The organism is Microbacterium binotii, from assembly GCF_021398715.1.
GTDB lineage: Bacteria > Actinomycetota > Actinomycetes > Actinomycetales > Microbacteriaceae > Microbacterium > Microbacterium binotii_A.
This window is the reverse complement of the sequence record NZ_CP090347.1, coordinates 1,550,033-1,575,068: the sequence shown is the minus strand read 5'-3', so window position 1 is coordinate 1,575,068 and position 25,036 is coordinate 1,550,033. Positions and strand designations below refer to the sequence as shown.

25 protein-coding genes are annotated in these 25,036 nt (G+C 69.5%); 9 read left to right on the top strand and 16 right to left on the bottom strand.

The window, feature by feature from the left end; genetic code table 11:
• Positions 1-48: 48 nt before the first annotated feature.
• The 10 genes from LXM64_RS07945 to LXM64_RS07900 are packed head-to-tail and all read right to left on the bottom strand — an operon-like array spanning position 49 to position 8,406.
• Positions 49-1,098: a zinc-dependent alcohol dehydrogenase family protein gene (locus LXM64_RS07945; RefSeq protein ID WP_234075353.1), complete on the bottom strand. Its 1,050-nt coding sequence runs from the start codon at positions 1,096-1,098 to the stop codon at positions 49-51.
• A 9-nt stretch (positions 1,099-1,107) separates the two neighbouring features.
• Positions 1,108-1,713, bottom strand: coding sequence for a YdeI/OmpD-associated family protein (locus LXM64_RS07940; protein WP_234075352.1), 606 nt, complete (start codon positions 1,711-1,713; stop codon positions 1,108-1,110).
• 44 nt (positions 1,714-1,757) lie between these two features.
• Positions 1,758-2,315, bottom strand: a complete 558-nt coding sequence (locus LXM64_RS07935) for a ribonuclease H family protein (RefSeq protein WP_234075351.1) — start codon at positions 2,313-2,315, stop codon at positions 1,758-1,760.
• Between the two features lie 25 nt (positions 2,316-2,340).
• Complete coding sequence (locus LXM64_RS07930; RefSeq protein ID WP_234075350.1) at positions 2,341-3,246, bottom strand: rhodanese-related sulfurtransferase; 906 nt, start codon at positions 3,244-3,246, stop codon at positions 2,341-2,343.
• Between the two features lie 17 nt (positions 3,247-3,263).
• Positions 3,264-3,482 (bottom strand): SCO4848 family membrane protein, encoded by a 219-nt coding sequence (locus LXM64_RS07925; protein WP_234075349.1) that lies wholly within the window; start codon positions 3,480-3,482, stop codon positions 3,264-3,266.
• Between the two features lie 19 nt (positions 3,483-3,501).
• A complete protein-coding gene (locus tag LXM64_RS07920) occupies positions 3,502-4,995 on the bottom strand; it encodes an amidohydrolase (RefSeq protein ID WP_234075348.1) in 1,494 nt (497 codons plus the stop codon).
• Positions 4,992-5,627 (bottom strand): FMN-binding negative transcriptional regulator, encoded by a 636-nt coding sequence (locus LXM64_RS07915; RefSeq protein ID WP_234075347.1) that lies wholly within the window; start codon positions 5,625-5,627, stop codon positions 4,992-4,994. The genes LXM64_RS07920 and LXM64_RS07915 overlap by 4 nt, the downstream gene beginning before the upstream one ends.
• A 7-nt stretch (positions 5,628-5,634) precedes the next feature.
• The gene (locus tag LXM64_RS07910) at positions 5,635-6,630 is read right to left on the bottom strand and encodes an Fpg/Nei family DNA glycosylase (protein WP_234075346.1); all 996 of its coding nucleotides are present in this window, start codon (positions 6,628-6,630) and stop codon (positions 5,635-5,637) included.
• Positions 6,630-7,175, bottom strand: a complete 546-nt coding sequence (locus LXM64_RS07905) for a ribose-5-phosphate isomerase (protein ID WP_234075345.1) — start codon at positions 7,173-7,175, stop codon at positions 6,630-6,632. The genes LXM64_RS07910 and LXM64_RS07905 overlap by 1 nt, the downstream gene beginning before the upstream one ends.
• 37 nt (positions 7,176-7,212) lie before the next feature.
• Positions 7,213-8,406 (bottom strand): ferrochelatase, encoded by a 1,194-nt coding sequence (locus LXM64_RS07900; RefSeq protein ID WP_419144861.1) that lies wholly within the window; start codon positions 8,404-8,406, stop codon positions 7,213-7,215.
• Between the two features lie 140 nt (positions 8,407-8,546).
• On the opposite strand from LXM64_RS07900, the gene pepN reads away from it, so the two are divergent.
• The 8 genes from pepN (at position 8,547) to LXM64_RS07860 (ending at position 18,220) form a co-directional block, all read left to right on the top strand.
• Positions 8,547-11,087: an aminopeptidase N gene (gene pepN, locus LXM64_RS07895; RefSeq protein WP_234075428.1), complete on the top strand. Its 2,541-nt coding sequence runs from the start codon at positions 8,547-8,549 to the stop codon at positions 11,085-11,087.
• Between the two features lie 139 nt (positions 11,088-11,226).
• Entirely contained in the window at positions 11,227-12,138 is a 912-nt protein-coding gene (locus LXM64_RS07890) for an ABC transporter ATP-binding protein (RefSeq protein ID WP_137417097.1), read from the top strand.
• Positions 12,135-12,977: an ABC transporter permease gene (locus tag LXM64_RS07885; protein WP_234075344.1), complete on the top strand. Its 843-nt coding sequence runs from the start codon at positions 12,135-12,137 to the stop codon at positions 12,975-12,977. The genes LXM64_RS07890 and LXM64_RS07885 overlap by 4 nt, the downstream gene beginning before the upstream one ends.
• Before the next feature lie 10 nt (positions 12,978-12,987).
• Positions 12,988-14,235: a sensor histidine kinase gene (locus LXM64_RS07880; RefSeq protein ID WP_234075343.1), complete on the top strand. Its 1,248-nt coding sequence runs from the start codon at positions 12,988-12,990 to the stop codon at positions 14,233-14,235.
• Positions 14,232-14,921, top strand: coding sequence for a response regulator (locus tag LXM64_RS07875; protein ID WP_234075342.1), 690 nt, complete (start codon positions 14,232-14,234; stop codon positions 14,919-14,921). The genes LXM64_RS07880 and LXM64_RS07875 overlap by 4 nt, the downstream gene beginning before the upstream one ends.
• Before the next feature lie 10 nt (positions 14,922-14,931).
• On the top strand, positions 14,932-16,101 hold the full coding sequence (locus LXM64_RS07870) for a mechanosensitive ion channel family protein (RefSeq protein WP_419144860.1): 1,170 nt from the start codon (positions 14,932-14,934) through the stop codon (positions 16,099-16,101).
• Entirely contained in the window at positions 16,098-16,556 is a 459-nt protein-coding gene (locus LXM64_RS07865) for a globin (RefSeq protein ID WP_234075341.1), read from the top strand. Before LXM64_RS07870 ends, LXM64_RS07865 begins: the two co-directional genes overlap by 4 nt.
• 2 nt (positions 16,557-16,558) lie before the next feature.
• Positions 16,559-18,220 (top strand): FAD-binding dehydrogenase, encoded by a 1,662-nt coding sequence (locus LXM64_RS07860; protein WP_234075340.1) that lies wholly within the window; start codon positions 16,559-16,561, stop codon positions 18,218-18,220.
• Between the two features lie 4 nt (positions 18,221-18,224).
• On the opposite strand, the gene LXM64_RS07855 is transcribed toward LXM64_RS07860, so the two are convergent.
• On the bottom strand, positions 18,225-18,890 hold the full coding sequence (locus tag LXM64_RS07855; RefSeq protein WP_234075339.1) for a hypothetical protein: 666 nt from the start codon (positions 18,888-18,890) through the stop codon (positions 18,225-18,227).
• Positions 18,891-18,937: 47 nt separating this feature from the next.
• Here LXM64_RS07855 and LXM64_RS07850 point away from each other — a divergent pair, with 47 nt between their 5' ends.
• On the top strand, positions 18,938-19,849 hold the full coding sequence (locus tag LXM64_RS07850; protein ID WP_234075338.1) for an acyl-CoA thioesterase: 912 nt from the start codon (positions 18,938-18,940) through the stop codon (positions 19,847-19,849).
• On the opposite strand, the gene LXM64_RS07845 is transcribed toward LXM64_RS07850, so the two are convergent.
• From LXM64_RS07845 to LXM64_RS07825, 5 genes are all read right to left on the bottom strand, one after another.
• On the bottom strand, positions 19,846-20,334 hold the full coding sequence (locus LXM64_RS07845; protein ID WP_234075337.1) for an acyl-CoA thioesterase: 489 nt from the start codon (positions 20,332-20,334) through the stop codon (positions 19,846-19,848). The two genes, LXM64_RS07850 and LXM64_RS07845, sit on opposite strands and share 4 nt — an antisense overlap.
• A gap of 64 nt (positions 20,335-20,398) precedes the next feature.
• Entirely contained in the window at positions 20,399-22,078 is a 1,680-nt protein-coding gene (ettA, locus tag LXM64_RS07840) for an energy-dependent translational throttle protein EttA (RefSeq protein ID WP_234075336.1), read from the bottom strand.
• 43 nt (positions 22,079-22,121) lie between these two features.
• Positions 22,122-22,607 (bottom strand): DUF6993 domain-containing protein, encoded by a 486-nt coding sequence (locus tag LXM64_RS07835; RefSeq protein ID WP_234075335.1) that lies wholly within the window; start codon positions 22,605-22,607, stop codon positions 22,122-22,124.
• 16 nt (positions 22,608-22,623) lie between these two features.
• Positions 22,624-23,100, bottom strand: a complete 477-nt coding sequence (ssb, locus tag LXM64_RS07830) for a single-stranded DNA-binding protein (protein WP_234075334.1) — start codon at positions 23,098-23,100, stop codon at positions 22,624-22,626.
• Between the two features lie 451 nt (positions 23,101-23,551).
• A complete protein-coding gene (locus LXM64_RS07825; RefSeq protein WP_234075333.1) occupies positions 23,552-24,979 on the bottom strand; it encodes a PLP-dependent aminotransferase family protein in 1,428 nt (475 codons plus the stop codon).
• Positions 24,980-25,036: the final 57 nt, after the last annotated feature.

Sequence of the window (25,036 nt, the reverse complement as noted above, 5' to 3'; positions counted from 1 at the left end):
CCACCGACTCGCTCACTCCCCCGCCCACCGGGCGCACCACGCGTCGGCTCACGGACGCAGCAGCACCTTCGTCGCCCGGCGCTCGTCCATGGCGGCATAGGCATCGGCCGCCTCACGAAGCGGGAGTTCGAGATCGAACACGAGGCCGGGTCGGATCGCGCCCGACCGGACGTCGGGCAGTAGCTCCTCGATGTAACCGCGCACCGGTGCCACACCGCCGTTGACACCCACGTTCGACCCGAACATGGTGCGTACGGGCAGCTCGGGTCCGCCGTTCGGGACACCCACGTAGCCGACCATCCCGCCCGGGCGTGTCGAGCGCAGGGCCTGGTCCATCGACTCCTTCGTGCCGACGCACTCGAGGACGCGATCGGCGCCGATGCCGCCGGTCAGTTCGCGCACCTTCTCGATGCCCTCCTCGCCGCGCTCGGCCACGATGTGCGTCGCGCCGAACTCGCGGGCCAGCGCCTGCCGTTCGGGGTGGCGCGACATCGCGATGATCGTCGTGGCGCCCAGTCGCTTCGCGGCGATGACCGCACACAGGCCGACGGCTCCGTCGCCGACGACGGCCACGCTGTCGCCGGCGCCGACTCCTGCCGACACCGCGGCGTGGTGGCCCGTGCCCATGACATCGCTCAGCGTCAACAGCCCCGGGATCTCGTCGGGCTCCACCGGACCCGGAACCACGGCGAGGGTGCCGTCGGCGAGGGGCACGCGCACGAACTCGCCCTGACCGCCATCGGCGAAGCCGTCCTCGCGCACATCGCTGCCCCACCATCCGCCGTTGAGGCAGGAGGTACTGACGCCGTTGCGGCAGTTGACGCAGGTACCGTCGCACACGTAGAAGGGCGCGATGACGAAGTCGCCGGCGCGGACGTTCTCGACGGCGTCACCGACCTCCTCGACGACACCGACGAACTCATGACCGATGCGGTGGGGACGCTCCGTGGGCGTCACGCCTCGGTAGGGCCACAGATCCGAACCGCACACGCATGCGGCGACGACGCGGACGATCGCATCGCGCCCCGTGGACAGCTGCGGTCGCGGGACCTCTTCGACGCGGATGTCACGGGCGGCGTGGATGACGGTTGCGAGCATGATCCGAGCCTACGTGAGCCGGGAGCCACGCGGCTCCCCGAGCGGATGCGGCGTCTTCCCCTCGGCGAGCATCCCCACGAGCCGCGCGACCCGCCCCGCCCGCGCCGACGGCGTCGCCGTCACCACCCGGTGCAGGATCGCGTAGCGGTTCGTCGCGTCCAGGCGCGCGAACAGCTCCGCCGCCGCGGGCTGGGCGGCGAGAGCGGCCAGGAGGTCATCGGGCACCTCGATCGTGGCCGAGCCCGCGTACGCGCGTTCCCATCGCCCGTCGTGTTTGGCGCGGTCGATCTCCGCCTGCCCGCGCGGCCGCATCCGTCCGGACTCGATCAAGGCGGCCACCAGAGTGATGTTGCGCTGCGACCAGAGCGATGCGCGACGCCGAGGGGTGTAACGCTGCAGGAACGTGGCGTCATCGCGCCCGCGCTTCTGACCGTCGATCCACCCGCTGCACAGCGCCTCGTCGAGAGCACCGTCGTAGCCGAGGGTCGTCGGCTCTGTCGTGCCCTTCTTGGCGAGCACGAGCCACACTCCCTCGTCGTCGTACTCGTGCTCGTCGAGCCACGCGCGCCATGCCACGGCGTCCACGACGATCAGCGGGTTGTCGACGGTGTGCACCGTCCCATCCTGGCGCGGGTCGGCCGGATCTGCGAGAGGGGTGCTCAGCGGGCGCGGTCGCCCGCGCTGCGTGGCGGGTCCACACTGACGTCCAGCGGCTCCAGCCCACGCAGCGACGTCCACACGAGCTCCTCGCCCTTCGCAGCGTGGTGAGACGCGCGGACGGCGCGCTCGTCCGCCCAGCTGTTGAGGCGATGTCCTCGGTGTCCACGGACGTGTTCGAGGACGACGTCGGGGAGTCCGGCCGCGCGCCGCGCGTCGCGCACCTCGATGAGTTGTTCGAGGATGTCGCGGTTGGCCGTGGGCTTCTTCGCCGAGGTCACCCAACCGCGACGCGCATGACCGTCCATCCACTTCGTGTAGGTGTCGATCGCGTACATCGAATCCGCCTGCACGATGAGCTCGGGCACCTCGAAGTGATCCCGGATCGCGTAGAGCAGGCCCAGCAGCTCGCCGATGTTGTTCGTGCCGCTCGGAAGCGAGCCCGCGGCCCACTGGCCGTCCTCACCCACCCACGCCCAGCCCGCCGGCCCCGGGTTGCCCTTGCAGGCCCCGTCTGTCGCAACGGTGTAACGGGAGGGCGTGGCGTCAGTGGAGGACATCCCTCCATCTTCTCAGGCGTTCTGTTCAGCCCGCCACGAGCTCCGGATGATGGCTGCACGCCGTGCTGCCCTCGCACGCTTCGCAGCGCACCACGCGATCGGGGCATCCGACGACCGCGCAGTCGATCATCCGGGAGGTGGGTGCGCCGCATCCCGTGCAACGGCCGATGTGCTCGGCGTCGGCGCCGAAGGTCATCGCCTGCCTTCCGTCGAAGACGTAGAGCGACCCTTCCCAGAGCCCGGTGTTGCCGAAGGTCTCGCCGTACCGGACGATGCCGCCGTCGAGCTGGTAGACCTCCTGGAAGCCGCGCGCCGTCATCAGGCTCGAGAGCACCTCGCACCGGATGCCGCCGGTGCAGTACGTGACGATCGGCTTCTCCTTCAGGTGGTCGTATCGTCCGGAGTCGAGTTCCGCGATGAACTCCCGCGTCGTGGAGACGTCGGGCACCACGGCGCCGCGGAAACGTCCGATCTCGGCCTCGAACCCGTTGCGGCCGTCGAAGAAGACGACATCCTCGCCGCGTTCCTCGACGAGCCTGTGCACGGCGCCGGGTGTCAGGTGCGTACCGGTGCCGACCACGCCGTCCGTGTCGACGCGCAGTTCGTCGGGAGCGCCGAAGGTGACGATCTCGTCGCGCACCTTCACCGAGAGCTTCGGGAAGTCGAGGCTCCGCCCCTCGTGGTCCAGCCCGGTGCCCTCCGACCACTTCAGGTCGAGTCCGCGGAAGGGCTCGTACTGTCGCGTCTTGCGCGCGTAGGTCTTGACCGCGCCGAGCTCTCCGCCGACCGTGCCGTTGATGCCGTGCCGCGAGATGAGGATGCGGCCGCGCAGCCCGAGCAGCTCACAAAGATCGCGCTGCCACAGACGCACGGCCTCGGGATCGACGATCGGGGTGAACCGGTAGTACAGCAGGATCTTCGAGATGGCCACCGAGACAGCGTAGGCGCTCAGCCCGCCACGAGCGCCCACACCGCGGCGCCCGCCGACACGACGGCCAGGACGAGGGCGGTGCCGATCAGCACCGCATGGACGATGAGGAACCGCGTCGGGCGTCCCGCGGCGTCGCGCGCCCGCGCATCCTTCGCCACGCGGCCGTAGAAGCGCGGCCAGACCACGACGTTGTAGACCGCGTTGACGAGCAGGAGGACGGCGAGCAGGACGAGCATGTCCCGAGCGTAATCGCGCTCAGACCACGTGGGTCACGCGGGCGTCGACGATCGTGCCCACGACCTCCATGTCCCGCAGGGCCGTCGGCTCCCCCATCCGCGGGTCCGCGGCGAGCAGCGCGAGATCCGCGCGCTGACCGACGGCGATCATGTCGGGATCCGCGGAGCCGCGATGAGTGGATGCGGCGAGGGCGACGTCGACGGAGACGGTCTCCTCGGGCGCCCACGGCTCGCGCCCGCCACGCGTGCGGGAGGCGGCAGCAGCGATCTGACGCCACGGGTCGAGCGGCGAGACCGGGGCGTCCGATCCGAAGCGGAGATCGACTCCCGCGGCCCACAGTGAGCGCAACGGATACGCACGCGCCGTCTGGGTCGCCCAGATGCTGTCGGTCAGATCGCGGTCGTCGAGGGCGTGCTCCGGCTGCACGCTGGCCGTCACGCCGAGTCGAGCCATGCGCGGCATGTCGGCGGCAGCCACGAGCTGCGCATGCTCGATGGTGCCGTGCGCACCGGTCGCCGCGTACGCGTCGAGAGCATGACGCAGTGCGTCGTCGCCGATCGCGTGGATCGCGCAGTCGAAGCCCGCCGCCGTGGCCCGCGTCATGACCTCCCGCAGATCGTCCGGTGCAATGGTGAGCAGCCCGTGCGGATGCGGCCCGTCGGCGTATGCGACCGAGCAGGCCGCCGTGCGGGTGCCGAGTGACCCGTCCGTGATCGCCTTGAGCGGACCGACCGTGATGAGACCGTCATCGTCGCCGCGCAGCGCGTCGCCGCTGCGCAGACCCGCAGCGATGGCGCGATCGAGGAGGTCGGGGTAGACGCCGAACTCCACGCGCAGCTGGTCGAACCCTGCCGAACGTCGTCGCTGCCATGAGGACTCGTTCCACACCATGTCGAGGTCCACGACACCCACGACGCCGCGCGCCGCTGCGGCGGCGGCCATGGTCGCCACCGCAGCATCCGAGATCTCGTCGGGGAGCTCATTGAGACGCCGCGACATCTCGAAAGCCGGACCCTCGCGCAGGACCCCGTCGTCGGCCGCGACGCCTTCGCGGGCGAGTGCTGCGGAATTGAGCCAAACGCTGTGCACATCGGCGTTGATGAGGTAGGTCGGGATGTCTCCCGTCGCCGCGTCGAGGACCTCGAGCGAGGGTGCGTCGAGCCAGAACGCGTCACGGAATCCGGTGCCCACGCGCCGACCGTCCACGCCCGGGGCCACCCGTCCCATCCGGGTCGCCGCATCCGTCGCCGAGACCGCGTCGCCGAGCGGCTCGCGCAATGCGGCCAAGGCCCACTGCGTCACGTGCACGTGATGATCCCAGAGACCCGGGATGACGAAGGCGCCGTCCGCGCGATGCACGGCGCCTCCCAGACGGAGCGCCCCGGCCGGCGCGATGTCGGCGATGCGCCCGTCACGCAGGACGATGTCGTACACCTCCGCGCCCGGCAGGAGCTCGGCACCCGGTCCCGCGATCCGCACGTCCGCGACCGCATCGATGCGTGGCCGGGTCATGCCTCGCGCCGCGCGCGCCGGGCGCGGGCCATCTCGTCGGCCAGCGCCGGGTTCATGTGAGGCCCGTCGGCGCGCAGCATGTCGACGATGTGATCGACCACCTCCGCCGGCCGGTTCTGGCTCAGCTTCCGCTTGGCGACGACCGCGCTCGGGGTGAGCCGGAAACCGACCGTGCCGCGCTCGAGACGGCGCACGAACTCGGCGTCGTTCGGACGATCCCACATCCGGCGCGGGGTCGGCATCGGCGACTCGAAGCGGTCGACGAGACGGTCGAGCACCCGTAAGTTCTCCTCGGTGCCGAGCAACTCGGGAACGCCGCTCAGATGCGCGGCCACGAAGTTCCACGTGGGCACCGCCGGCACGTCGCCGTACCAGCCGGGCGACACGTAGCCGTGCGGGCCCTGCACCACGACGAGGAGCTCGCGCTCCCCCAGAGCGTGGATGGCGTCGTCGGGCTTGCCGACATGCGCCACGATGCTCAGGTCGTCCCTCGTGTCATCGAGCAGCACCGCGTAGTGCGACGCGACGAGACCGTCGGGCCCCGCGCTGACGAAGGTCGCCCACGGATTGTGCTCGATGAGCCGCCGGATCTCCGCGACGTCGGTCATCGCGAAGCTCGGATTCTGTCTCACCGCATCCTCACTTCTGGCACACCGGGCACCAGTACAGCTTCCGTGCGCCCATCTCCTCCAGCACGATCGACGTGCCGCTGATACGACAGGGAAGCCCCGCACGGTGGTAGACCCAGTGCCGGTCGTCGCGATGGGCCATCGCCCGGCGCCACGCGTCGGGGGTGAGGTCGTCCATCGTCATCATCTGGCCGGTCTCGACCCCGATGCGCAGCAGCTTCACCCAGTCCCGCCACAGGCCGCGGACGACCTCTTCGGGCACGTCGCGCCCGGGGGTGTGCGGATCGAGGCGGGCGCGGAACAGGAGCTCGGCTCGGTAGACGTTGCCGATCCCGCTGACGACACTCTGGTCCATCAGCAGGAGACCGATCGGGGTGGGCTTGCGCCGGACGACGCGGGTGAAGCGCTCCTCCCCCTCGGCCAGGTCGTCGACGAGGGGATCCGGACCCAGCTTCGCGATGACCGCCTGCACCTGATCGGGCGTCAGCACCTCGCATGCGGTGGGCCCGCGCAGGTCGGCGCACGTGGCCTCGGTCAGCAGCCGCAGCCGCACCTGACCGACGATCGGGGGCGGCCACGTCGCGTCGGTGTCGTCGAGTCCCGACGTCTGCTCCGACATGCGCACGTGTCCGCGCGCCTTTCGAGGCGCACCGATCGAGCTCAGCGAGTTCTCGCCGGCGGCATCCACGATGCGCTCCGCATCGGTCCCCCGCTGGTTGGTCTGTCCCATCCGACCGTTGGCGGAGGCGATCGTCGGGTCGACGAGGATCTCACCCGAGAAGTCCCAGGCACCGTACATCCCGAGATGCACCCGCAGCCACAGATCCCCCTCGAACTCGAGGAACATCTGCTTGCCGACGGCTCGCACCGACAGCGCCTCGCGACTGTCCAGCAGCGCCGCCCCTTCCGCGAAGCGACCCTGCGGGCTCGACGCGAGGACCCGGTGTCCGACGATGTTGCGATCGAACTGCCGGGCGATCCGATGGACGGAATGGCCTTCGGGCATCAGCCCGCTTCCGGGTCGAAGCTGCTGGACGCGTCGTCGAGCACATCGGGGCGCGCGACACCCGCACGCGGGTCGGGAAGAAGGGACCCGTCACGCTCGAAATCCGCGATCTGCGCGATGCGGCGCACGTGGCGCTCCTCGTTCGAGAACGGCGTGGCGATGAAGCGGTCGATGAAGGTCGTCGCCTCCTCGAACGTGTGCTGACGCGCGCCGATCGCGATGACGTTCGCGTCGTTGTGCTCGCGCGCGAGCTCGGCCGTCGCGATGTTCCACACCAGCGCCGCCCGGATTCCCGCGACCTTGTTCGCCGCGATCTGCTCGCCGTTGCCGGAGCCGCCGAACACGATGCCCAGCGTGTCGATGCCGGCCGCCTGATCGCGAACGACCGCCTGAGCGGCACGGATGCAGAACGCCGGATAGTCGTCGACCGGGTCGTATTCCAGGGGCCCGTGGTCGACGACGTCGTGACCGGCTTCGGCGAGATGGTGCTGCAGGCGCGTCGAGAACTCGAGGCCGGCGTGATCCGTGGCGATGTGGATGCGCATGATGCTCATCCTAGGGACGCGCGGACCCGCCCCGCACTCACGGGGCGATGCCGGCGGCTGCGGGCTTGAAGCCCGCCCTGATGTTCTCGCAGCAACCGGGGCGGCACACGTCGAACCATGGACCGAGCGACGTCCGGTGCGGACGCTGATCGGCCGGAGTACCGGCGAGTCGCTCCTCGATCAGATCCACGAGTCCCGACACGTATGCGGGATCGATGCCGGGCGTCGGTGTGCGGACGGCACGGATGCCGACCTCCTCCGCCGTCTCCATGGCCTCCGTGTCGAGGTCCCACAGAACCTCCATGTGGTCGCTCACGAAGCCGAGGGGCACGATCGCCACGGCCGTGACCCCGGCCGCCGCGAGTTCCGTGATCTCGTCGTTGATGTCGGGCTCGAGCCAGGGCTGGGATGCGGGACCCGAACGCGACTGGTAAACGAGCTTCCACCCGATCTCCGGTGCCGACTGCGCCATGACGACCTCCGCGACCGCCAGGTGCTGGGCCTCGTAGGCGCCGCCGGGGCCGAAGTCGCGGTCGCGCGGACCGGAGCGCTGCGCGTCGGCGGTCGGAATGGAGTGCGTCGAGAACAGCACGCGGATCTGCTCGGCCGGCACGCCCTCGGCGAGGAAGCCCGAAACGGCCTCGCTGACGCCCTCGATGAACGTCGACACGAATCCCGGGTGGTCGAAGAACTGACGCACCTTGTCGATCGTCACCTGCCCGCCCAGGTTCGTCGCGTCCAGGACGCGGGCGAAGTCCTCGCGGTACTGGCGACAGCTGGAGAACGAGCTGTAGGCGCTCGTCGCGACCGCCAGCAGGGTCGTGTGACCGGCCTCCGCCGCCTCCTGCACGGCATCCTCCAGGTACGGGCCCCAGTTGCGGTTTCCCCAGTAGACCGGCAGGGCGAGACCACGGCGGGCGATCTCGGCCTCGAGCGCGGCCTTCAGCGCGCGGTTCTGCGCGTTGATGGGGCTCACGCCGCCGAAGTGGCGATAGTGGTGCGCCACCTCCTCCAGACGTTCGTCCGGGATACCGCGCCCGCGGGTGACGTTGCGCAGGAACGGGATGACGTCGTCCTGCCCCTCGGGCCCCCCGAACCCGGCGAGCAGGACGGCGTCGTAGGCGGTGGGCTGCTCGACCCAGGGCGGACCGCTCGCGGCGTGTGCCGATGCGAAGGGCACAGGGGTGCCGGGCGTCTCGGTCTGAAGAGGGGTCTGTTCAGGGGAAGTCACGCCAACATCCTCGCACCGTGCACGGATCGAGCCGGAGCGATACCGCCGATGCGCAGCAAAACCGTAGGCTGGAGGTCTCGCCCGTGTCGCCAGCAGCGATGCCGCGCCTTTCACACCCTCACCCCATGGGAGCAAACGCAGTGCCTGGAGAGAACCTCACCCGGATCGAGGCGCAGGAGCGCCGCGCGGTCGTCGACACCGAGTCGTACGAGATCGCGCTGGATCTGACCACGGGAGCGGAGCTGTTCCGCTCGACCAGCACCATCCGATTCGCCGCCACCGAGGGCGCTTCGACCTTCGTCGACCTCATCGCCGAGCGTGTGCACCGGATCACGCTCAACGGCGTCGACATCGACCCCTCCGCCTTCGCGGACTCCCGCATCCAGCTGGAGAACCTCGCCGCCCACAACGTGCTGACCGTCGACGCCGACGCGCGGTACACCAACAGCGGCGAGGGCCTGCACCGGTTCGTCGACCCGGTCGACGGCGAGGTCTACCTCTACTCGCAGTTCGAGGTACCCGATTCGCGGCGCGTGTTCGCCGTGTTCGAGCAGCCCGATCTGAAGGCGACCTTCCAGTTCACGATCACCGCTCCCGCCTCCTGGCAGGTCGTCTCCAACTCCCCCACGCCCGAGCCCGCGCCCACGGGCGACGGCATCGCGACGTGGACGTTCGAGCCCACTCCGCGCATCTCGTCGTACATCACGGCGCTCATCGCGGGGCCCTATGAGGTCACCCGCTCCGAGCTCACCAGCTCGTCCGGCCGCGTCATCCCGCTGGGTGTGTTCGCGCGCAAGAGCCTGTGGCAGTACCTCGACGCCGACTACGTCTTCGAGAAGACCCGTCAGGGATTCGCGTACTTCGAGGAGAAGTTCGGCGTCGCCTATCCGTTCGCGAAGTACGACCAGCTCTTCGTGCCGGAGTTCAACGCGGGTGCGATGGAGAACGCGGGCGCCGTGACGTTCACGGAGACGTACGTGTTCCGCAGCAAGGTCACGGATGCGGTGAAGGAGCGTCGTGTCGTCACGATCCTCCACGAGCTGGCCCACATGTGGTTCGGCGATCTCGTCACCATGAAGTGGTGGAACGACCTCTGGCTGAACGAGTCGTTCGCCGAGTGGGCATCCACCATCGCCACCGCCGAGGCCACCGAGTGGACCGAGGCATGGACGACGTTCAACGCGATGGAGAAGTCCTGGGCCTACCGCCAGGACCAGCTGCCCTCGACGCACCCCGTCGTCGCGGAGATCAACGACCTGGAGGATGTCCAGGTCAACTTCGACGGCATCACCTACGCCAAGGGCGGCTCCGTCCTGAAGCAGCTCGCCGCGTGGGTCGGCGTCGAGGCCTTCTTCGCCGGCGTGTCCGCGTACTTCCAGAAGCACGCGTGGGGCAACACCGAGCTGCCCGATCTGCTGACGGAGCTCGAGACCACGAGCGGCCGCGATCTGTCGGGCTGGTCGAAGAAGTGGCTGGAGACGGCCGGCGTCAACACGCTCACCCCTGCGGTGGACGAGTCCGTGGACGGCACCATCAGCAAGTTCTCCATCATCCAGACGGCTCCGGCGGACTACCCCACCATCCGTCCGCACCGTCTCGGCATCGGCTTCTACGACCTGCAGGGCGACGCCCTCGTGCGCGTGCACCACATCGAGCTCGACGTCGACGGCGACCGCACCGACGTCGCCGAGCTCGTGGGCCACCGTCGCCCCGACCTCATCCTCCTGAACGACGACGACCTCGCGTACGCGAAGATCCGGCTCGACGACCGGTCGTTGGCCACAGCCGTCGCTCACCTGTCGAAGATCAGCGACCCGCTCGCCCGTTCCCTCGTATGGGGCGCCGCCTGGGATCAGACGCGGGATGCGGAGGCCTCCGCCTCGGAGTACGTCCAGCTGGTCCTCGGCAACATCGCCGCCGAGACCGAGTCCACGACCGTGCGCACGACGCTCGCGCAGCTGCAGCTGACCGCGAACGCCTATGTCGACCCCGCCAAGCGCGATGCCACGCGTGCCGCCGTCGCCGACGGCCTCTGGGACCTCGCGCAGGGCGCCGCCGCGGGAAGCGACAGCCAGCTGCAGTTCGTGACCGCGTTCGCGTCCGCCGCGACGACCCCGGAGCACTTCGCGCGCGTGCGGAGCCTCCGCGAGCGCGAGCTCGTCCTCGACGGTCTGGAGATCGACGCCGACCTGTCCTGGGCGCTGCTCGTCTCGCTCGCAGCGGGCGGACTCGTCACCACGACGGACATCGACGCCGCCCTCGCGGCGGACAACACGGCCAAGGGCGGAGAGTTCGCCGCCCAGGCGAAGGCGGCACTGCCCACGGCAGAGGCCAAGCGGGCCGCGTGGGACGCGCTGGTCGGTTCCGACGACCTTCCCAACACCGTCGTCCGCTCGGCCGCCGCCGGCTTCACCCACCCGGCAGGTCGCGACCTGCTGGTCCCGTTCGTGTCGACCTACTTCGACATGCTGCTGCCGGTCTGGGAATCGCGCAGCTACCAGATCGCGAACTACCTCATCGTCGGCCTGTACCCGGCGCCTCTCGCGGATGTCGCGCTGCGCGACGCGACGCGTACCTGGCTCATCGAGAACCGCGACGCGCCGGCGGCACTGCGCCGTCTGGTCGCAGAGAATCTCGCCGGAGTGGAGCGCGCCCTCTCCGTCCAGGAGGCGGACGCCTGATCGACCGATCCGGAACGCCCCGTCGACCACCGGTCGACGGGGCGTTCCGTTCGTCTCCGCCTCTGGGACGAGGCGTACCGGAACAGATCGGTACCACAGGGGGACGCGGCGGCGAGGCGCCGGCTCGTAGCGTGGAGCCATGATCGTCGCAGAGAACCTCACCAAGCAGTTCGGGGACAAGCACGCCGTCTCCGATGTCAGCTTCACCGTCCAGCCCGGCAAGGTCACCGGCTTCCTCGGACCCAACGGCGCCGGAAAGTCCACCACGATGCGCATGATCGTGGGACTCGACCGACCGACCCACGGCAACGTGACCGTCGACGGCGAGGACTACCGCAAGATGCGTTCCCCCCTCACCCGGGTCGGCGTACTCCTCGACGCCAAGGCCGTGCACACCGGCCGCTCGGCACGCAACCATCTGCGCGCACTCGCGGCCACGCACGGCATCCCCACCTCCCGGGTCGACGAGGTCATTGCGCTGACGGGCCTCGAGTCGGTCGCCAAGAAGCGCGCGGGCGGTTTCTCGCTCGGTATGGGCCAGCGCCTCGGCATCGCCGCAGCACTGCTGGGCGACCCGCAGACGCTGATCCTCGACGAGCCGGTGAACGGCCTCGACCCCGAGGGGGTGCGCTGGGTGCGACAGTTCGTGCGTCACTACGCGAGCGAAGGGCGCACGGTCCTGCTCTCCAGCCACCTCATGAGCGAGATGGCGATCACCGCCGACCACATCATCGTCCTGGGCAAGGGTCGGGTGCTTGCGGACGCGCCCGTCTCGCAGCTGGTCTCGGAGTGGACGAGCACCCGCATCCGCCTGCGCAGTCCTCGGCTCGCGGAGCTGATCCCCCTCATCTCGGGAGCAGGCGTCGAGATCACGCAGACCGAGCCCGGAACCGCCGACGTCGTCGGCGCGCTGCCCGAAGCCGTCGGCGACGCCGCGGCGGCTGCCGGCATCCCCCTTCACGAGCTGAGCCCGCAGAGCGGCTCGCTCGAAGACGCCTACCTCGCCCTCACCGGCGAATCCGTCGAGTACAAGAGCAAGGAAATCGCATGAGCGCCACCACAACCACCCCCGCGCGTCGCGTCACCGCGACGGAGGCTTCGTACCGCCTCTCCTTCCCCCGACTCGTGCGCAGCGAGACGCTCAAGCTCCTGACGCTGCGCTCCCCCTGGTGGTCGATCGCGATCGTCGCCGTCCTTTCGATCGGTTTCTCACTGCTGATGGCGTGGGCGATCACGAGCTTCGACGGCGGCCCGCAGGGCGACGACGGTTCGTTGGCCACGATGGTGATCCTCGCTCCGACGACTTTCACGATGCTGCTCGCCGTGATCCTGGGTGCGATCCAGGTCACCGGTGAGTACTCGACCGGGATGATGCGCTCCACCCTGACGGCTGCGCCCGGACGACTAGGGTCGCTTCTGGCCAAGACGGTGGTCGTCGCCGGATTCGTGTTCGTGTCCAGCGTCATCATCTTCGCCATCGCCGCCGCGGCGACCGCACCGATCATGGCGCGCAAGGACCTCGGACTCGACTTCTCGAATCCGGAGGTCTCCGTGCTGCCGCTGCTGGCCGGCGCCCTCACCATGGCCGTCATCGCGATCATCGGCGTCGCAACGGGCTACATCCTCCGCAACGGTCCGGGAGCGATCGCCCTCGGTGTGGGACTCGTGTTCGTCCTGCCCATCGTCCCCGCTTTCTTCGCCGCGCTGCCCGGATGGGGCTGGGTACAGGATGCCGCCCGGTTCCTGCCCTCGAACGCGGGGCAGCTTCTGATGGGCACCTCGGGCGGAAGCAACCAGCTCGAGCCCTGGGCCGCGAGCCTCACGCTCGCCGTCTGGGTCGTCGTCGGCCTCGTGGGCGCGAGCGCCGTCCTGAAGAGCCGCGACGCGTAGAGTCGAGCGGATGAGCAAGCGCGGTCGGGCCGTCGCCGGGGCGGAGAGCACTCCCCCCGACGACGGCCTGCTGCTGCCGCGACCTCCGGGGGCCATCCGCCGGTACTGGTCGCGGCATCCGCGTTTCGCCGACGCACTCGTCGCCTTCTTCGCCTTCGTCCTCTCCGGGCCGGGCCTGATCGCCGCGACTCCGATGGATCCCGCCTGGGCTCCCTTGGGCGTGATCGTGTCGATCACCGTTCCCGCGAGCACCGCGATCGCGCTCCTCTGGCGCCGACGCTTCCCGATCACGGTCTTCTTGGTCGCAGCCCTCCCCTACCCCTTCGCGCCGTACCCCATGCTGCCGAGCGGCATCGCGCTCGCGATCGCCGTCTACTCGCTGTCGGTGTACCGTTCCAGCCGCGCGGCGTGGGCGGGCGCCGGAATCCTCAGCGGCGCCCTCGTGATCTCCGGCCTTGTACGCGTGGGGCTCGGCGAGGGGTGGTCCACGGCGATCGGCGCGACGATCGCGACCATGGTCATGCTCCTGATCGGGGCGCTCATCGGCGCGAACGTCGGCGGCCGCAAGCGCTACGTCGAAGCCCTCATCGAACGCTCCCGTCAACTGACGATCGAGCGCGACCAGCAGGCACAGCTCGCCACGGCCGCCGAGCGCACCCGCATCGCACGGGAGATGCACGACATCGTGTCGCACTCGCTGACGGTGATCGTGGCGCTGTCAGAGGGTGCCGCCGCGACGACCGACGCCGAACGCGCCCGCTCCGCCGCCCGCACCGCGGCCGACACCGCCCGTGGCGCCCTGACCGAGATGCGGGCGATGCTGGGCGTGCTGCGAACGGATGATGCGGGCACCGCTCCCCTGGCGCCCCTCAGTGCCCCCTCGCCGCGGGAGGTCGTCGCCATCGCGCAGGGCGCGGGCTACCCGGTCGTGCTGCGGACCTCCGGACGCACGAGCACGCATGCGCCGACCACGGAGCTGGCGATCGGCCGCGTCGTGCAGGAGGGGATGACGAACGCGATGCGGCACGCACCTCGCGCGACGGAGGCCGTCGTCGAGATCCGCGAGGATCCGGATGCGGTGCGCATCAGGATCATGAACGACGGCGTCGCCGGAGAACATGACGACGAGACCGCCGGCTTCGGTCTGCGCGGACTGACCGAGCGCGTCGCCCACGCCGGGGGCACTCTGCGCACCCGACGCGGCGACGGCACCTGGACCCTCGACGTCTGGCTGCCGACGGAGGAGAACACCCGATGAATGACCCGATCCGCATCCTGCTCGTCGACGACCAGGAGCTCATCCGGCTCGGCTTCCGCATGGTGCTGGACGCCGAAGACGACCTACGGGTCGTCGGCGAAGCCGCGGACGGGGAATCCGCCGTCGCGGCCGTGGCGGCTCTCGAGCCCCACGTCGTCCTCATGGACGTGCGGATGCCGGGCGTCGACGGCATCGCCGCGACGGAACGCATCGTCGCCGCCCACCCCGACGCCCGCGTCCTCGTCCTGACCACCTTCGATCTCGACGAGTACGCGTTCGCCGCACTACGCGCGGGCGCGAGCGGGTTCCTGCTGAAGGACGCGCAACGCCACGAACTCATCTCGGCGATCCACGCCGTGCACCGGGGCGACGCCACCCTCTCACCGCGCGTGACGCGCCGCATGATCGAGCTCCTCGGCACACCGCCGGTGCGCTCCGCGGCCCCCGACCCGACCGATATCCTCACCGAGAGGGAGCGCGAGGTGTTCCTCGCAATGGCGCAAGGCGCCACGAACGCCGAGATCGCCGCGGCCCTGTTCCTGGGCGAGTCGACCGTGAAGACGCACGTCGGCCGCATCCTCGCCAAACTCGGCGCGCGAGACCGCGTACAGGCGGTCGTGATCGCCCATCGCGCAGGACTCGTCGACGGCGGCGGCGTCCAGCTCGCTGAGAGCGGCGATCAGTAGCATCGACAACGTGACGCACACCTTCGTCTTCGACCCCAACGACCCGGCGTTCTGGCCGAACATCGGGTCGTTCTTCACCACCGCCGGGTTCAAGGCGCTCGGGGTGCTCGCCATCATCATCGGCGCCATCGTCGTCTCCTGGATCCTCCGCGGAGTGATCCACCGGGTCGTGGAGCGCATCGTCTCTGGCGCGAAGAGCAAAGCTCAGGTCACCGACACCCAGGCGCTCGATCGCTCTCCGCTCGCCGCGGTCCGTCTGGTCCAACGCACCCGCACCCTGGGTTCGATCCTGCAGAACATCGTCAACGTGACGATCGTGATCATCGGCATCATCCTGATCGTCAACACGATCGACTCCGGCATCCTCGGCTCCTTCGCGCTGCTCACCGCGGCGATCGGCGCGGGACTCGGCTTCGGTGCGCAGAACATCGTGAAGGACGTGCTCAACGGCATCTTCATCGTCGCCGAGGATCAAGTGGGGATCGGCGACGTCGTCGACCTCGGTCTCGCCACCGGCGTCGTCGAGTACGTCAGCGTGCGCGTCACGCACGTACGCGACGTCAACGGGACGCTTTGGTACGTGCGCAACGGCGAGATCACCCGCATCGGCAACATGTCGCAGGGGTGGTCACGGGTCATCATCGACCTCTCCGTCCCCGTCGACGCCGACCTGGACGCGGTGGAGAAGGCGATGCTCGACGCGGCGAAGCAGCTCGCGAAGGATCCCAAGTGGCGCACCAGGATCATCGAACAGCCCGAGATCTGGGGGTTGGAGTCGATATCCGGGGATGCTCTCGTGATCCGGCTCGTCATGAAGACCCGCTCCAACGCCAAGGACGACGTCGCGCGAGAGCTCCGGGTGCGCCTGAAGCGTGCGATGGACGCCATGGGCATCCAGCTGCCGTTGCTGAACTCGATCATGCTGAGCGGACTCGAGGCGGCGGGTCGCGTGCGCGGGGCGAACCCTCCCCGCACCAAGCCCATCCCCGTCGCTGCAGACGAACGCCCGGTGTGGCGCCCGAAGCGCACGGGGAGGGGCGCCCGCGCCGCCACGGAAGCCGCCGGAGAGGGCGAGGCGCTCGCCCCCGCCGGAGACGGGAGGCCAACGAGCGATGACACGCATTCGGCGGCGCCGCGGAAGCCCCGCAAGCCCCGCACCCCACCCGAGGAGTCCGCATGAGTGAGCAGCCGATCAGTTTTTACGATCAGGTCGGTGGCCACGCGTTCTTCACGAAGCTCGTGGATGCGTTCTACGAGGGCATCGCCGGCGACGAGGTTCTGCGACCGATGTACCCGGAGGCCGATCTCGGCCCCGCCAAGGTGCGCATGCAGACCTTCCTCGAGCAGTACTGGGGCGGACCCACCGCCTACAGCGAGCAGCGAGGTCATCCGCGACTGCGTATGCGTCACGCAGCGTTCCACGTCGATCCGGATGCCCGTGACCGGTGGCTCTCGCACATGCGACGCGCGGTCGATGCCTGCGAGCTGCCCCCGATTCTCGAGGCGACCCTGTGGGACTACCTGCAGCGCGCGGCCTATGCCATGGTGAACACGTTCGAGCCGTCAGGCATCGGACCTGCGGCGGGGACGCGCGCCTCGCTCCCGGTCGATCCTGCGGCGACCACGAAGGAGTGACCGTGACCGCATCCCACCGCACCGATGTTCTCGTCGTGGGATGGGGCCTGGCGGGACTCGTGGCCGCCTGCGAGGCGCTGCGCGCCGGCAGGTCGGTGACGATCGTCGACCAGCAGCCGCGCGTCGACCTCGGCGGGCAGGCGTGGTGGTCGTTCGGGGGGCTGTTCCTGATCGACTCCCCCGAGCAACGCCGGATGGGCATCAGGGATTCACCTGAGCTCGCCGAGCAGGACTGGTTCGCAACCGCCGGCTTCGACCGGGAGGAGGACGAGTGGCCCGCGCGATGGGCGCGCGCGTACCTCGATTTCGCGCACGGGGAGAAGCGCTCGTGGCTGCGCCAGCGCGGTGTGTCGTTCTTCCCCGTCGTGGGCTGGGCGGAACGCGGCGGCTACACCGCGACCGGTCCCGGCAACTCCGTTCCGCGCTTCCACATCACGTGGGGCACCGGCCCCGGCCTGGTCGCTCCTTTCGCGGCGGAGATCGAGGAGGGGGAGGCCGCGGGACGCGTGCGCATTCTCGCGCGTCATCGCGTGACCGGGCTCGAGACGACCGGCGGTGCGGTCACGGGGGCCCGTGGCGACGTTCTCATCCCCGCAGATACCGACCGCGGAAGGGCGACTCCGCATGACGTGGTCGGCGTCTTCTCCGTCCAGGCGGGCGCGACCATCGTCACCAGCGGCGGCATCGGCGGCAACCATGCGCTGGTCCGCGAGCGCTGGCCGGAGCGTCTGGGAACCCCGCCGGCGACCATGGTCGCCGGCGTCCCCGCCTATGTCGACGGCGCGATGCTCTCGGTCGCGGAGCAGGCAGGAGCCAGGCTCATCGGCGGCGACCGGATGTGGCACTACGTCGAGGGCCTTCAGAACTGGGACCCGATCTGGCCGCAGCACGGGATCCGCATCCTTCCCGGCCCCTCCTCCGTCTGGCTGGATGCGACCGGCAAGCGACTGCCCGTCCCCTTGTTCCCCGGCTTCGACACCCTCGGAACCCTGGCCCATCTCCGCGCCACCGGACACGACCATTCCTGGTTCGTCCTCTCCGAACGCATCGCCGAGAAGGAGTTCACCCTCTCCGGCAGCGAGCAGAACCCGGATCTGACCGATAAGGACGTCGCTCTGCTCGTGCGCTCGCGGCTCGGAAAGGGCGCATCGGCTCCGGTGCGCGCTTTCCTCGAGCACGGCGCAGACTTCGTGCGCGCGGACCGACTCGAGGATCTGCTCGCCGGCATGCGCGACCTCCCCGGCGGCGATGCTCTCGATACCGACACGGCTCGGCGGGAGATCGAGGCGCGCGATCGTGAGATGGACAACCCGTTCACGAAGGATGCCCAGGTGGCGATGCTGCGCTCCGCGCGGGCGTTCCGCGGCGATCGGCTGGTGCGCACAGCCCGGCCGCACCGCATCCTCGACCGCGCGGGCGGCGGTCTGATCGCGGTCAAGCTGCACGTGCTGACGCGCAAGTCTCTCGGTGGCATCCTGACCGACCTCGACTCGACGGCGCTCGATGCGCAAGGTGAGGCGATCCCGGGACTCTACGCCGCCGGTGAGGCCGCCGGCTTCGGGGGCGGCGGCGTGCACGGCTACCGAGCGCTGGAGGGGACGTTCCTCGGCGGCTGCCTCTTCTCCGGGCGCGCCGCAGGACGGGCGGCCGCGCGCGCCGTCTGAGTCTTCACTTACCCGTCACCCGCACCGCGGTCATCCCGGATCGCATCGGCACACGCACGAGGATGTGCCCCCGCGAGAGCGAGACGCGCGTCCAACCGGGCGCGGAGAACACGCGACCGTACTCCTCGCCGAGCACGAAGCCCATCGCGACCGCGCCGAAAGCGACGGCGCGCAGCTGGGAGCCCAGGGCCTCGTCCGGCTCTCCCCACACCCGGAGCCTGGCCGCGCGCACGATCTCCTCGCCGGGGTCGCTCGGCAGCGCATCGGCGACGGCCGCCATCCCCCACTGCGCCCGCGCGGCCAGGAGCTCCGATGCGATCCGGCCCGACGACTCCCATCCGGATCGCGGCGGGGACACGCCCGCCCACGCGGGCCGGACGGCCGTCTCACCCAGCTCGATCGCAGTGTCCGACGCGGCGATCAATTGCGACGAGGGCACGCTGAGATCGCACTCGAGCTCCGGATCGACGGGGAGGACGCGCATCGCCAGTACCGTGGGCGTCGCGTCGAGCAGGCCCCGCGAGGCCAGCACCGCGGTGGTCATCGTCAGCACGCCGCCGGCTCCGCGGAGGTGGACGGCCGCTTCACGATCGAGCGCACCAGCCCGCCCGGCGAACGTCAGAGCATCCGCGGCGGCCTCGGGATCGGGGAACAGAAGACGAGCGGACACCCCACCTAAACTAGCAACGCGTGCATGCGGCGAGCCGAGGAGAACCAATGACGACCAGCGATGAACCCACCGGCGGACGCACGGACAACCCGAGCGACCCGGTCGGCTCCCTCATCGAGGTCCTCTCGATCGCATCGAGCGAGGCGCGCACGACCGAGGACATCTTCACGGGCGACTCGCACGCGATGCCCCTCGGACGCATCTACGGCGGGCAGGTGCTCGGGCAGTCGGTGGTCGCCGCCTCCCGCACGGTGGCAGACGACCGTCCGATCCACTCCATGCACGGATACTTCCTGCGCCCCGGCGACTCGTCCCGGGGGCTGACGTTCTCGGTGGACCGCCTGCGTGATGGCCGGTCCTTCTCGGCGCGCCGCACGCAGGCGTACCAGGAGGGCGTGCCGATCTTCTCGATGATCGCCTCGTTCCAGACAGACGATGCCGGCCTCGACCATGCCGAGCCGATGCCGGACGTGCCGCAACCCGAGGCGCTCGTGCCACAGGAGTCGGACCAGCTGCATCCTCTGTCCATGCGCAGCATCAGCGAGTTGCCGGTCGAGGTCCGCCACGTCCCGGGAACGCTGTTCGAAAGCGAAGCGGTGACCCCGGAGCCGCATCAGAGCGTGTGGATGCGGTTACGCCGCCCCTTGCCGGCAGATCCTCTGCTGCACCGTGCGATGCTGGCGTATCTCTCGGACATGACCATTCAGGAGTCGATCCTGCGCGCGCACGGCCTCACGTGGCGCACGCCGCGACTCAATGTGGCCAGCCTCGATCACGCGATGTGGTGGCACCGTCCCGCCGCCGTCGACGACTGGCTGCTGTACACACAGGACTCCCCCAGTGCACGTGGCGGGCGCGGGCTCGCGACCGGCCGCATCTACACGCGTGCCGGCGAACTCGTCGCCAGCGTCGCGCAGGAGATCATGGTGCGTGTTCCCGCGTCGGGTGAGGCGTCCTAACGTCGTCGTGCGTAGGCGATCGGCGCGCCCAGGTACGGTTCCCAGGCCTCACGCATCCGCTCGGTCAGCCGCATCGGCCGTCCCGTGGCGGCGTCGACCGTGACGACGACGGCGGACGAGCGGGCGTAGAGGGTCTGAGGATCCTCCCCCGTCAGTGGGCTGAACACCTCGTAGCAGACCTCCATGCTGGATCCGCCGAGGCTCCCGAACCACAACTGCACGTCGAGCGGTGCACGCTGGTACGGCACGGGATGCAGGTATTCGATCTCCTGGCGCGCGATGAGCGTGAGCACTCCGGCCGTGGCGCCGGCCGGGACGACCGCGGTCGGATACTGCGGCTCGCCGTCATCCGCCGCCCAGAAGGCGCGCACGCGCGCCTCCTCCAGGAGCTTGAGCATCGAGGTGTTGTTGACGTGATTGAACGCGTCGAGGTCCCCCCATCGCAGGTGGATGGGCACGTGAAGTCGCAGCTCGCCCTCGGTCATGGTCTCTCCCACTGCTCGAATGCAGGATGCGGATCGCCCCGTGAGGGGCGATCCGCATCCTGCATCAGTCGCGCGTCAGCTTGCGGTGCGTCGAACGGTGCGGGTTGGCCGCATCCGGACCGAGGCGCTCGATCTTGTTCTGCTCGTACGCCTCGAAGTTGCCCTCGAACCAGTACCACTGAGCGGGGTTTTCGTCCGTCCCCTCGTAGGCGAGGATGTGGGTCGCGATGCGGTCGAGGAACCACCGGTCGTGCGTGATGACGACGGCACAGCCGGGGAACTCCAGCAACGCGTTCTCGAGCGAGCTCAGGGTCTCGACGTCCAGGTCGTTGGTCGGCTCGTCGAGCAGCAGCAGGTTGCCGCCCTCCTTGAGCGTCAGCGCCAGGTTCAGGCGGTTGCGCTCGCCACCGGAGAGGACGCCGGCCTTCTTCTGCTGGTCCGGGCCTTTGAACCCGAACTTGGAGACGTAGGCGCGCGAGGGGATCTCGGTCTTGCCGACCGTGATGATGTCGAGTCCGTCGGAGACGACCTCCCACAGGGTCTTGTTGGGATCGATGTTCGCGCGCGACTGGTCGACGTAGCTGATCTTCACTGTCTCGCCGACCTTCAGGTCGCCGCCGTCGAGCGGCTCCAGCCCGACGATCGTCTTGAAGAGTGTGGTCTTGCCGACACCGTTCGGGCCGATGACACCGACGATGCCGTTCGGCGGAAGACTGAAGCTGAGGCCGTCGATGAGGACGCGATCACCGAAGCCCTTGTATAGCTTCTTCGCTTCGATGACGACGTTTCCGAGGCGGGGCCCGGCGGGGATCTGGATTTCCTCGAAGTCAAGCTTCCGCGTGCGCTCCGCCTCCGCCGCCATCTCCTCGTAGCGCGCGAGACGCGCCTTCGACTTGGTCTGGCGTCCCTTCGCGCTCGAACGCACCCACTCGAGTTCGTCCTTGAGACGCTTGGCGAGCTTGGCGTCCTTCTTGCCTTGGACGTCGAGACGCTCGGCCTTCTTCTCGAGATACGTCGAGTAGTTGCCCTCGTAGCCGATCAGGCGACCACGATCGACCTCGGCGATCCACTCCGCGACGTTGTCGAGGAAGTAGCGATCGTGGGTGATCGCGATGACGGCGCCCTTGTACGACTGCAGGTGCTGCTCGAGCCAGAGCACGCTTTCCGCGTCCAGGTGGTTGGTGGGCTCGTCGAGCAGGAGCAGGTCGGGCTTCTGGAGAAGAAGCTTCGCCAGCGCGACCCGGCGACGCTCACCGCCGGAGAGCGGGCCGATCGCGGCGTCACCGGGCGGGGTGCGCAGTGCATCCATCGCCTGCTCGAGCTGTGAGTCGAGGTCCCAGCCGTCGGCCGCGTCGATCTCCTCCTGCAGCACGCCCATCTCCGCCAGCAGCGCGTCGAAGTCCGCGTCGGGATCGGCCATGAGGCCCGAGATCTCGTTGAAGCGGTCGAGCTTGGCCTTGATCGCGACGCCGTCCTGGATGTTCTCCAACACGGTCTTCGTCTCGTCGAGCTCGGGCTCCTGCATCAGAATGCCGACGCTGTAGCCCGGGCTCAGCTTCGCCTCACCATTGGAGGGCTGGTCGAGACCGGCCATGATCTTGAGGATCGTCGACTTACCGGCGCCGTTCGGACCCACCATGCCGATCTTCGCACCGGGGAGGAACGCCATCGTGACGTCGTCGAGGATGAGCTTCTCGCCGACCGCCTTGCGGGCACGGACCATGGAGTAGATGTATTCGGCCATATCCGCTCCAGTCTAGACGGCGCTCACCCGCCCCGCCGCCGGACTACCAGTCGATGGCGCGGGTGCGACCGATCAGACACGTGCCGTCGGAAAGGATCGGCTCCACAACGGTGACAGCCTCACGCGTGGCAGGTCCCACCTGCCCGATCAAGCACTCGTCGCCCCATCGCACCGAGAACTGGATGCTCTCGGCGGGGTTGTTCACCGTGGACTGATCAGGGGTGACCTGCATCGCTGCCTTGTCGAAGCCCGCCGCCGTGAGCGCATCGATGTAGGCGCGCCCCGCGACCTGATCGGGGCCGGCCCACACCGCATCCACCACGCTCGTGAACAGCGGCAGGTTGTCCTCGGCCGAACCCTCCGGGACAAGTGTCGGCGCCGGGCTCGGAGCCGGCGTCGTGGCGATGGGTGTCGACACCGAGACGGTCGGGCTCGGTTCGGGTGACGGCGTGCACGCCGCCAGCACCACGGAGCCGGCCGCGGCCACGAGGACGAGAGCGGACAGTCGGACGGCGCGGGGCGGGGTCACGTGGCCAGTTTAGGCATCAGAACGGCGTCGCTCCGACGCGCGCCTCTTCGCCGACTGCACCGGGCGCGGCCCATCCGTCGTCGTCGACCGGGCCCGCGGGGTGGCTTGCGTCGTGCCCGGCCGAGTCCTCCGACCGCGCGGCGGTACGCGTGTAGACGGTCGTGCCCCAGCGCAGGTCATGGCCCACCGCCTCCGCCTCGATCTCCGCCGAGACACCCTTCTTCGTGTCGGTCTCCCATTCCTGCAACGAGAAGCGACCGCTCACGAAGACCCTCTCGCCCGATCCGATCGAGCGGTGGACGTTCTCCGCCAGTCCCCGGTAGGCGCTCACGCGATACCAGCTCGTCTTCCCGTCGACCCACTGCGAGGTCTGCCTGTCCTGACGACGCTCCGTCACGCCGACGCGGAAGCTGACGACCGCGTCGCCGGAGGGCATGCGCCGCAGCTCGGGGGTCGCGGCAACGTTCCCGACGATCGTGATGCGTTCCTTCATGATGTGTCTCCTCTCGACCGGGCACGTGGGACGACGCTGCGGCGCCCGGGTGCCCGACGGGCGCCGCAGCGGAGACCACTGTGCCCGTTCGATCCGGGCGGGAAGGCCCTCGCGGGCTTTGATGAGGCGGAACCGCCGCCCGCCTCTCGCTGGGGAGGAACGAAGGTGCGGTGTCGGTGGTCGTCGATAGCGTCGGAACGACGGGAGGGATGAGCGATGAACGCACGGACGAGAGCGGCGACCGCACCATCTCTGGTCGCCCTCGGAATGGATCGGTGGCGCGTGCTCGATGGCGCGGGGGTCGTGATCGGCGTCGTCGACGCGTTGTTGCGCCCGGAGGGGACGTGCTACCGCGCCCGTCGTTATCGGTGGTCCTCACGGACCTTTGTCGACGTCGGAGAGTTCTGGCGACGTGATGACGCGGTCGCGGTGCTCCGACGCGGCTGAGCCGTCACACGACCGCGTCCAGCGCACCCTCTCTGAGCGCTGTCGCTCCCTCGGTGGTCCGCCGCCACGCACGAGCGATCCCGTCGACGGCGCGCTCGAGATCGGACGCGGATGCCGTGAAGGGGATGCGCAGGTTCTTCTCGAATCCCCCATCCACCCCGAACCGGGGCCCCGCGGACAGGAGGACGCCCTCCGCACGCGCGGCGAGCACGAGCGCGCTGCTGAACGGTCGATCGAGCTCCACCCAGAGCGCCACTCCGCCGTCGACCGCGGGGACGTTCCACTCGGGCAACTGCGCCGCCAGCGCCGCGCCGACCGCGTCACGTCCCGTCCGCAGAAGGTGCGCCCGCTGCGCGATCACCTGGGGAAGATGCGGCAGGAGAAGCGTCGCGACGTGCTGTTCCCAGTCGGGGGTGCCGAGTTCGATCGGAAAGCGGGCAGCGATGAGCCGACGGATGAGCTGTTCCTCGGCCCGAACCCATCCGACGCGCAGACCGCCCCAGACCGTCTTCCCGAACGAACCGACACGCACGATCTGATCGTCCTGGCGCTCCGCCCCGAACGGCGGCGGGTCGATCGCCCGGTCGATGTCGAGATCGGCCGTCGTCTCGTCGATGATGAGTGTCGTTCCCACACGCTCCGCCATCGTCGCGAACAGCTCGCGTTCGCCCCCGGTCATCGAGCGCCCGGTCGGATTCTGGAAGTCCGGCATCAGGTACGCGAGTGTGGGGCGTACACGAGCGAACACCTGCTCGGCGCGATCCAGATCCCACCCCTCATCCGGGGTGACCGGAACGCTCACCAGTCTCGCGCCGGCAGAACGCAGCGCCTCGGCGGCGTGCGGATACGTCGGACTCTCGATGAGCGCTCGATCACCGCGGCGCACGAGCACGGTCGCCAACAGGTGGAGGGCGCTCTGCGCCCCGCTCGTGATGAGGATCTGGGCCGACGTGGTCGGGATGCCACGTCGCGTGTACCGGTCGGCCAAGGCGGCGCGCAGTTCTTCGCGTCCGACCACGTCGTAGCCGGGGCGCGCCAGGAGCGCCGGCGCCTGCGTGGCGGCCTCGGCGAACACGCCGGCGAGACCGGGCCACGCCGCGGGGCTCGCCTGCTGGAGGTCGATGGCGCGAGGGTCGGAGACCGTTCTGGTGGCCGCGCGCTGCGGAGCGCCCTGCGTGACGCTTCCCGAACCGCGCAGGCTGCGGATGTGGCCGCTGTCGCGCAGACTCCGGTAGGCGGCGGCAACCGTCGTACGGCTGACACCGAGCACGGCGGCGAGTTCCCGTTCCGCCGGCAGCGCGGTCCCGGCGGGGAGCCTGTTGTCGAGACAGAGGAGGCGGATCCCGTCCGCGAGGGCTTCATACGCGGGTTCGCTCGTGCGCCATCCACCCAGTCGGGCTGTCAGCGCACGCGCGCTCACTCGGGAGTCCATGCAAGCCAGTCTACTCAGATTGGCCTCTTTGCCTCGATCCAATTCTGCGGTGTGCTG

Coding starts and splice junctions, on each gene's coding strand:
- LXM64_RS07945 (WP_234075353.1), bottom strand. CDS start 1,098: ATGCTCGCAACCGTCATCCACGCCGCCCGTGACATCCGCGTCGAAGAG.
- LXM64_RS07935 (WP_234075351.1), bottom strand. CDS start 2,315: ATGTCCTCCACTGACGCCACGCCCTCCCGTTACACCGTTGCGACAGAC.
- LXM64_RS07925 (WP_234075349.1), bottom strand. CDS start 3,482: ATGCTCGTCCTGCTCGCCGTCCTCCTGCTCGTCAACGCGGTCTACAAC.
- LXM64_RS07920 (WP_234075348.1), bottom strand. CDS start 4,995: ATGACCCGGCCACGCATCGATGCGGTCGCGGACGTGCGGATCGCGGGA.
- LXM64_RS07910 (WP_234075346.1), bottom strand. CDS start 6,630: ATGCCCGAAGGCCATTCCGTCCATCGGATCGCCCGGCAGTTCGATCGC.
- LXM64_RS07905 (WP_234075345.1), bottom strand. CDS start 7,175: ATGCGCATCCACATCGCCACGGATCACGCCGGCCTCGAGTTCTCGACG.
- LXM64_RS07890 (WP_137417097.1), top strand. CDS start 11,227: ATGATCGTCGCAGAGAACCTCACCAAGCAGTTCGGGGACAAGCACGCC.
- LXM64_RS07885 (WP_234075344.1), top strand. CDS start 12,135: ATGAGCGCCACCACAACCACCCCCGCGCGTCGCGTCACCGCGACGGAG.
- LXM64_RS07880 (WP_234075343.1), top strand. CDS start 12,988: ATGAGCAAGCGCGGTCGGGCCGTCGCCGGGGCGGAGAGCACTCCCCCC.
- LXM64_RS07875 (WP_234075342.1), top strand. CDS start 14,232: ATGAATGACCCGATCCGCATCCTGCTCGTCGACGACCAGGAGCTCATC.
- LXM64_RS07865 (WP_234075341.1), top strand. CDS start 16,098: ATGAGTGAGCAGCCGATCAGTTTTTACGATCAGGTCGGTGGCCACGCG.
- LXM64_RS07850 (WP_234075338.1), top strand. CDS start 18,938: ATGACGACCAGCGATGAACCCACCGGCGGACGCACGGACAACCCGAGC.
- LXM64_RS07845 (WP_234075337.1), bottom strand. CDS start 20,334: ATGACCGAGGGCGAGCTGCGACTTCACGTGCCCATCCACCTGCGATGG.
- ettA (WP_234075336.1), bottom strand. CDS start 22,078: ATGGCCGAATACATCTACTCCATGGTCCGTGCCCGCAAGGCGGTCGGC.
- ssb (WP_234075334.1), bottom strand. CDS start 23,100: ATGAAGGAACGCATCACGATCGTCGGGAACGTTGCCGCGACCCCCGAG.
- LXM64_RS07825 (WP_234075333.1), bottom strand. CDS start 24,979: ATGGACTCCCGAGTGAGCGCGCGTGCGCTGACAGCCCGACTGGGTGGA.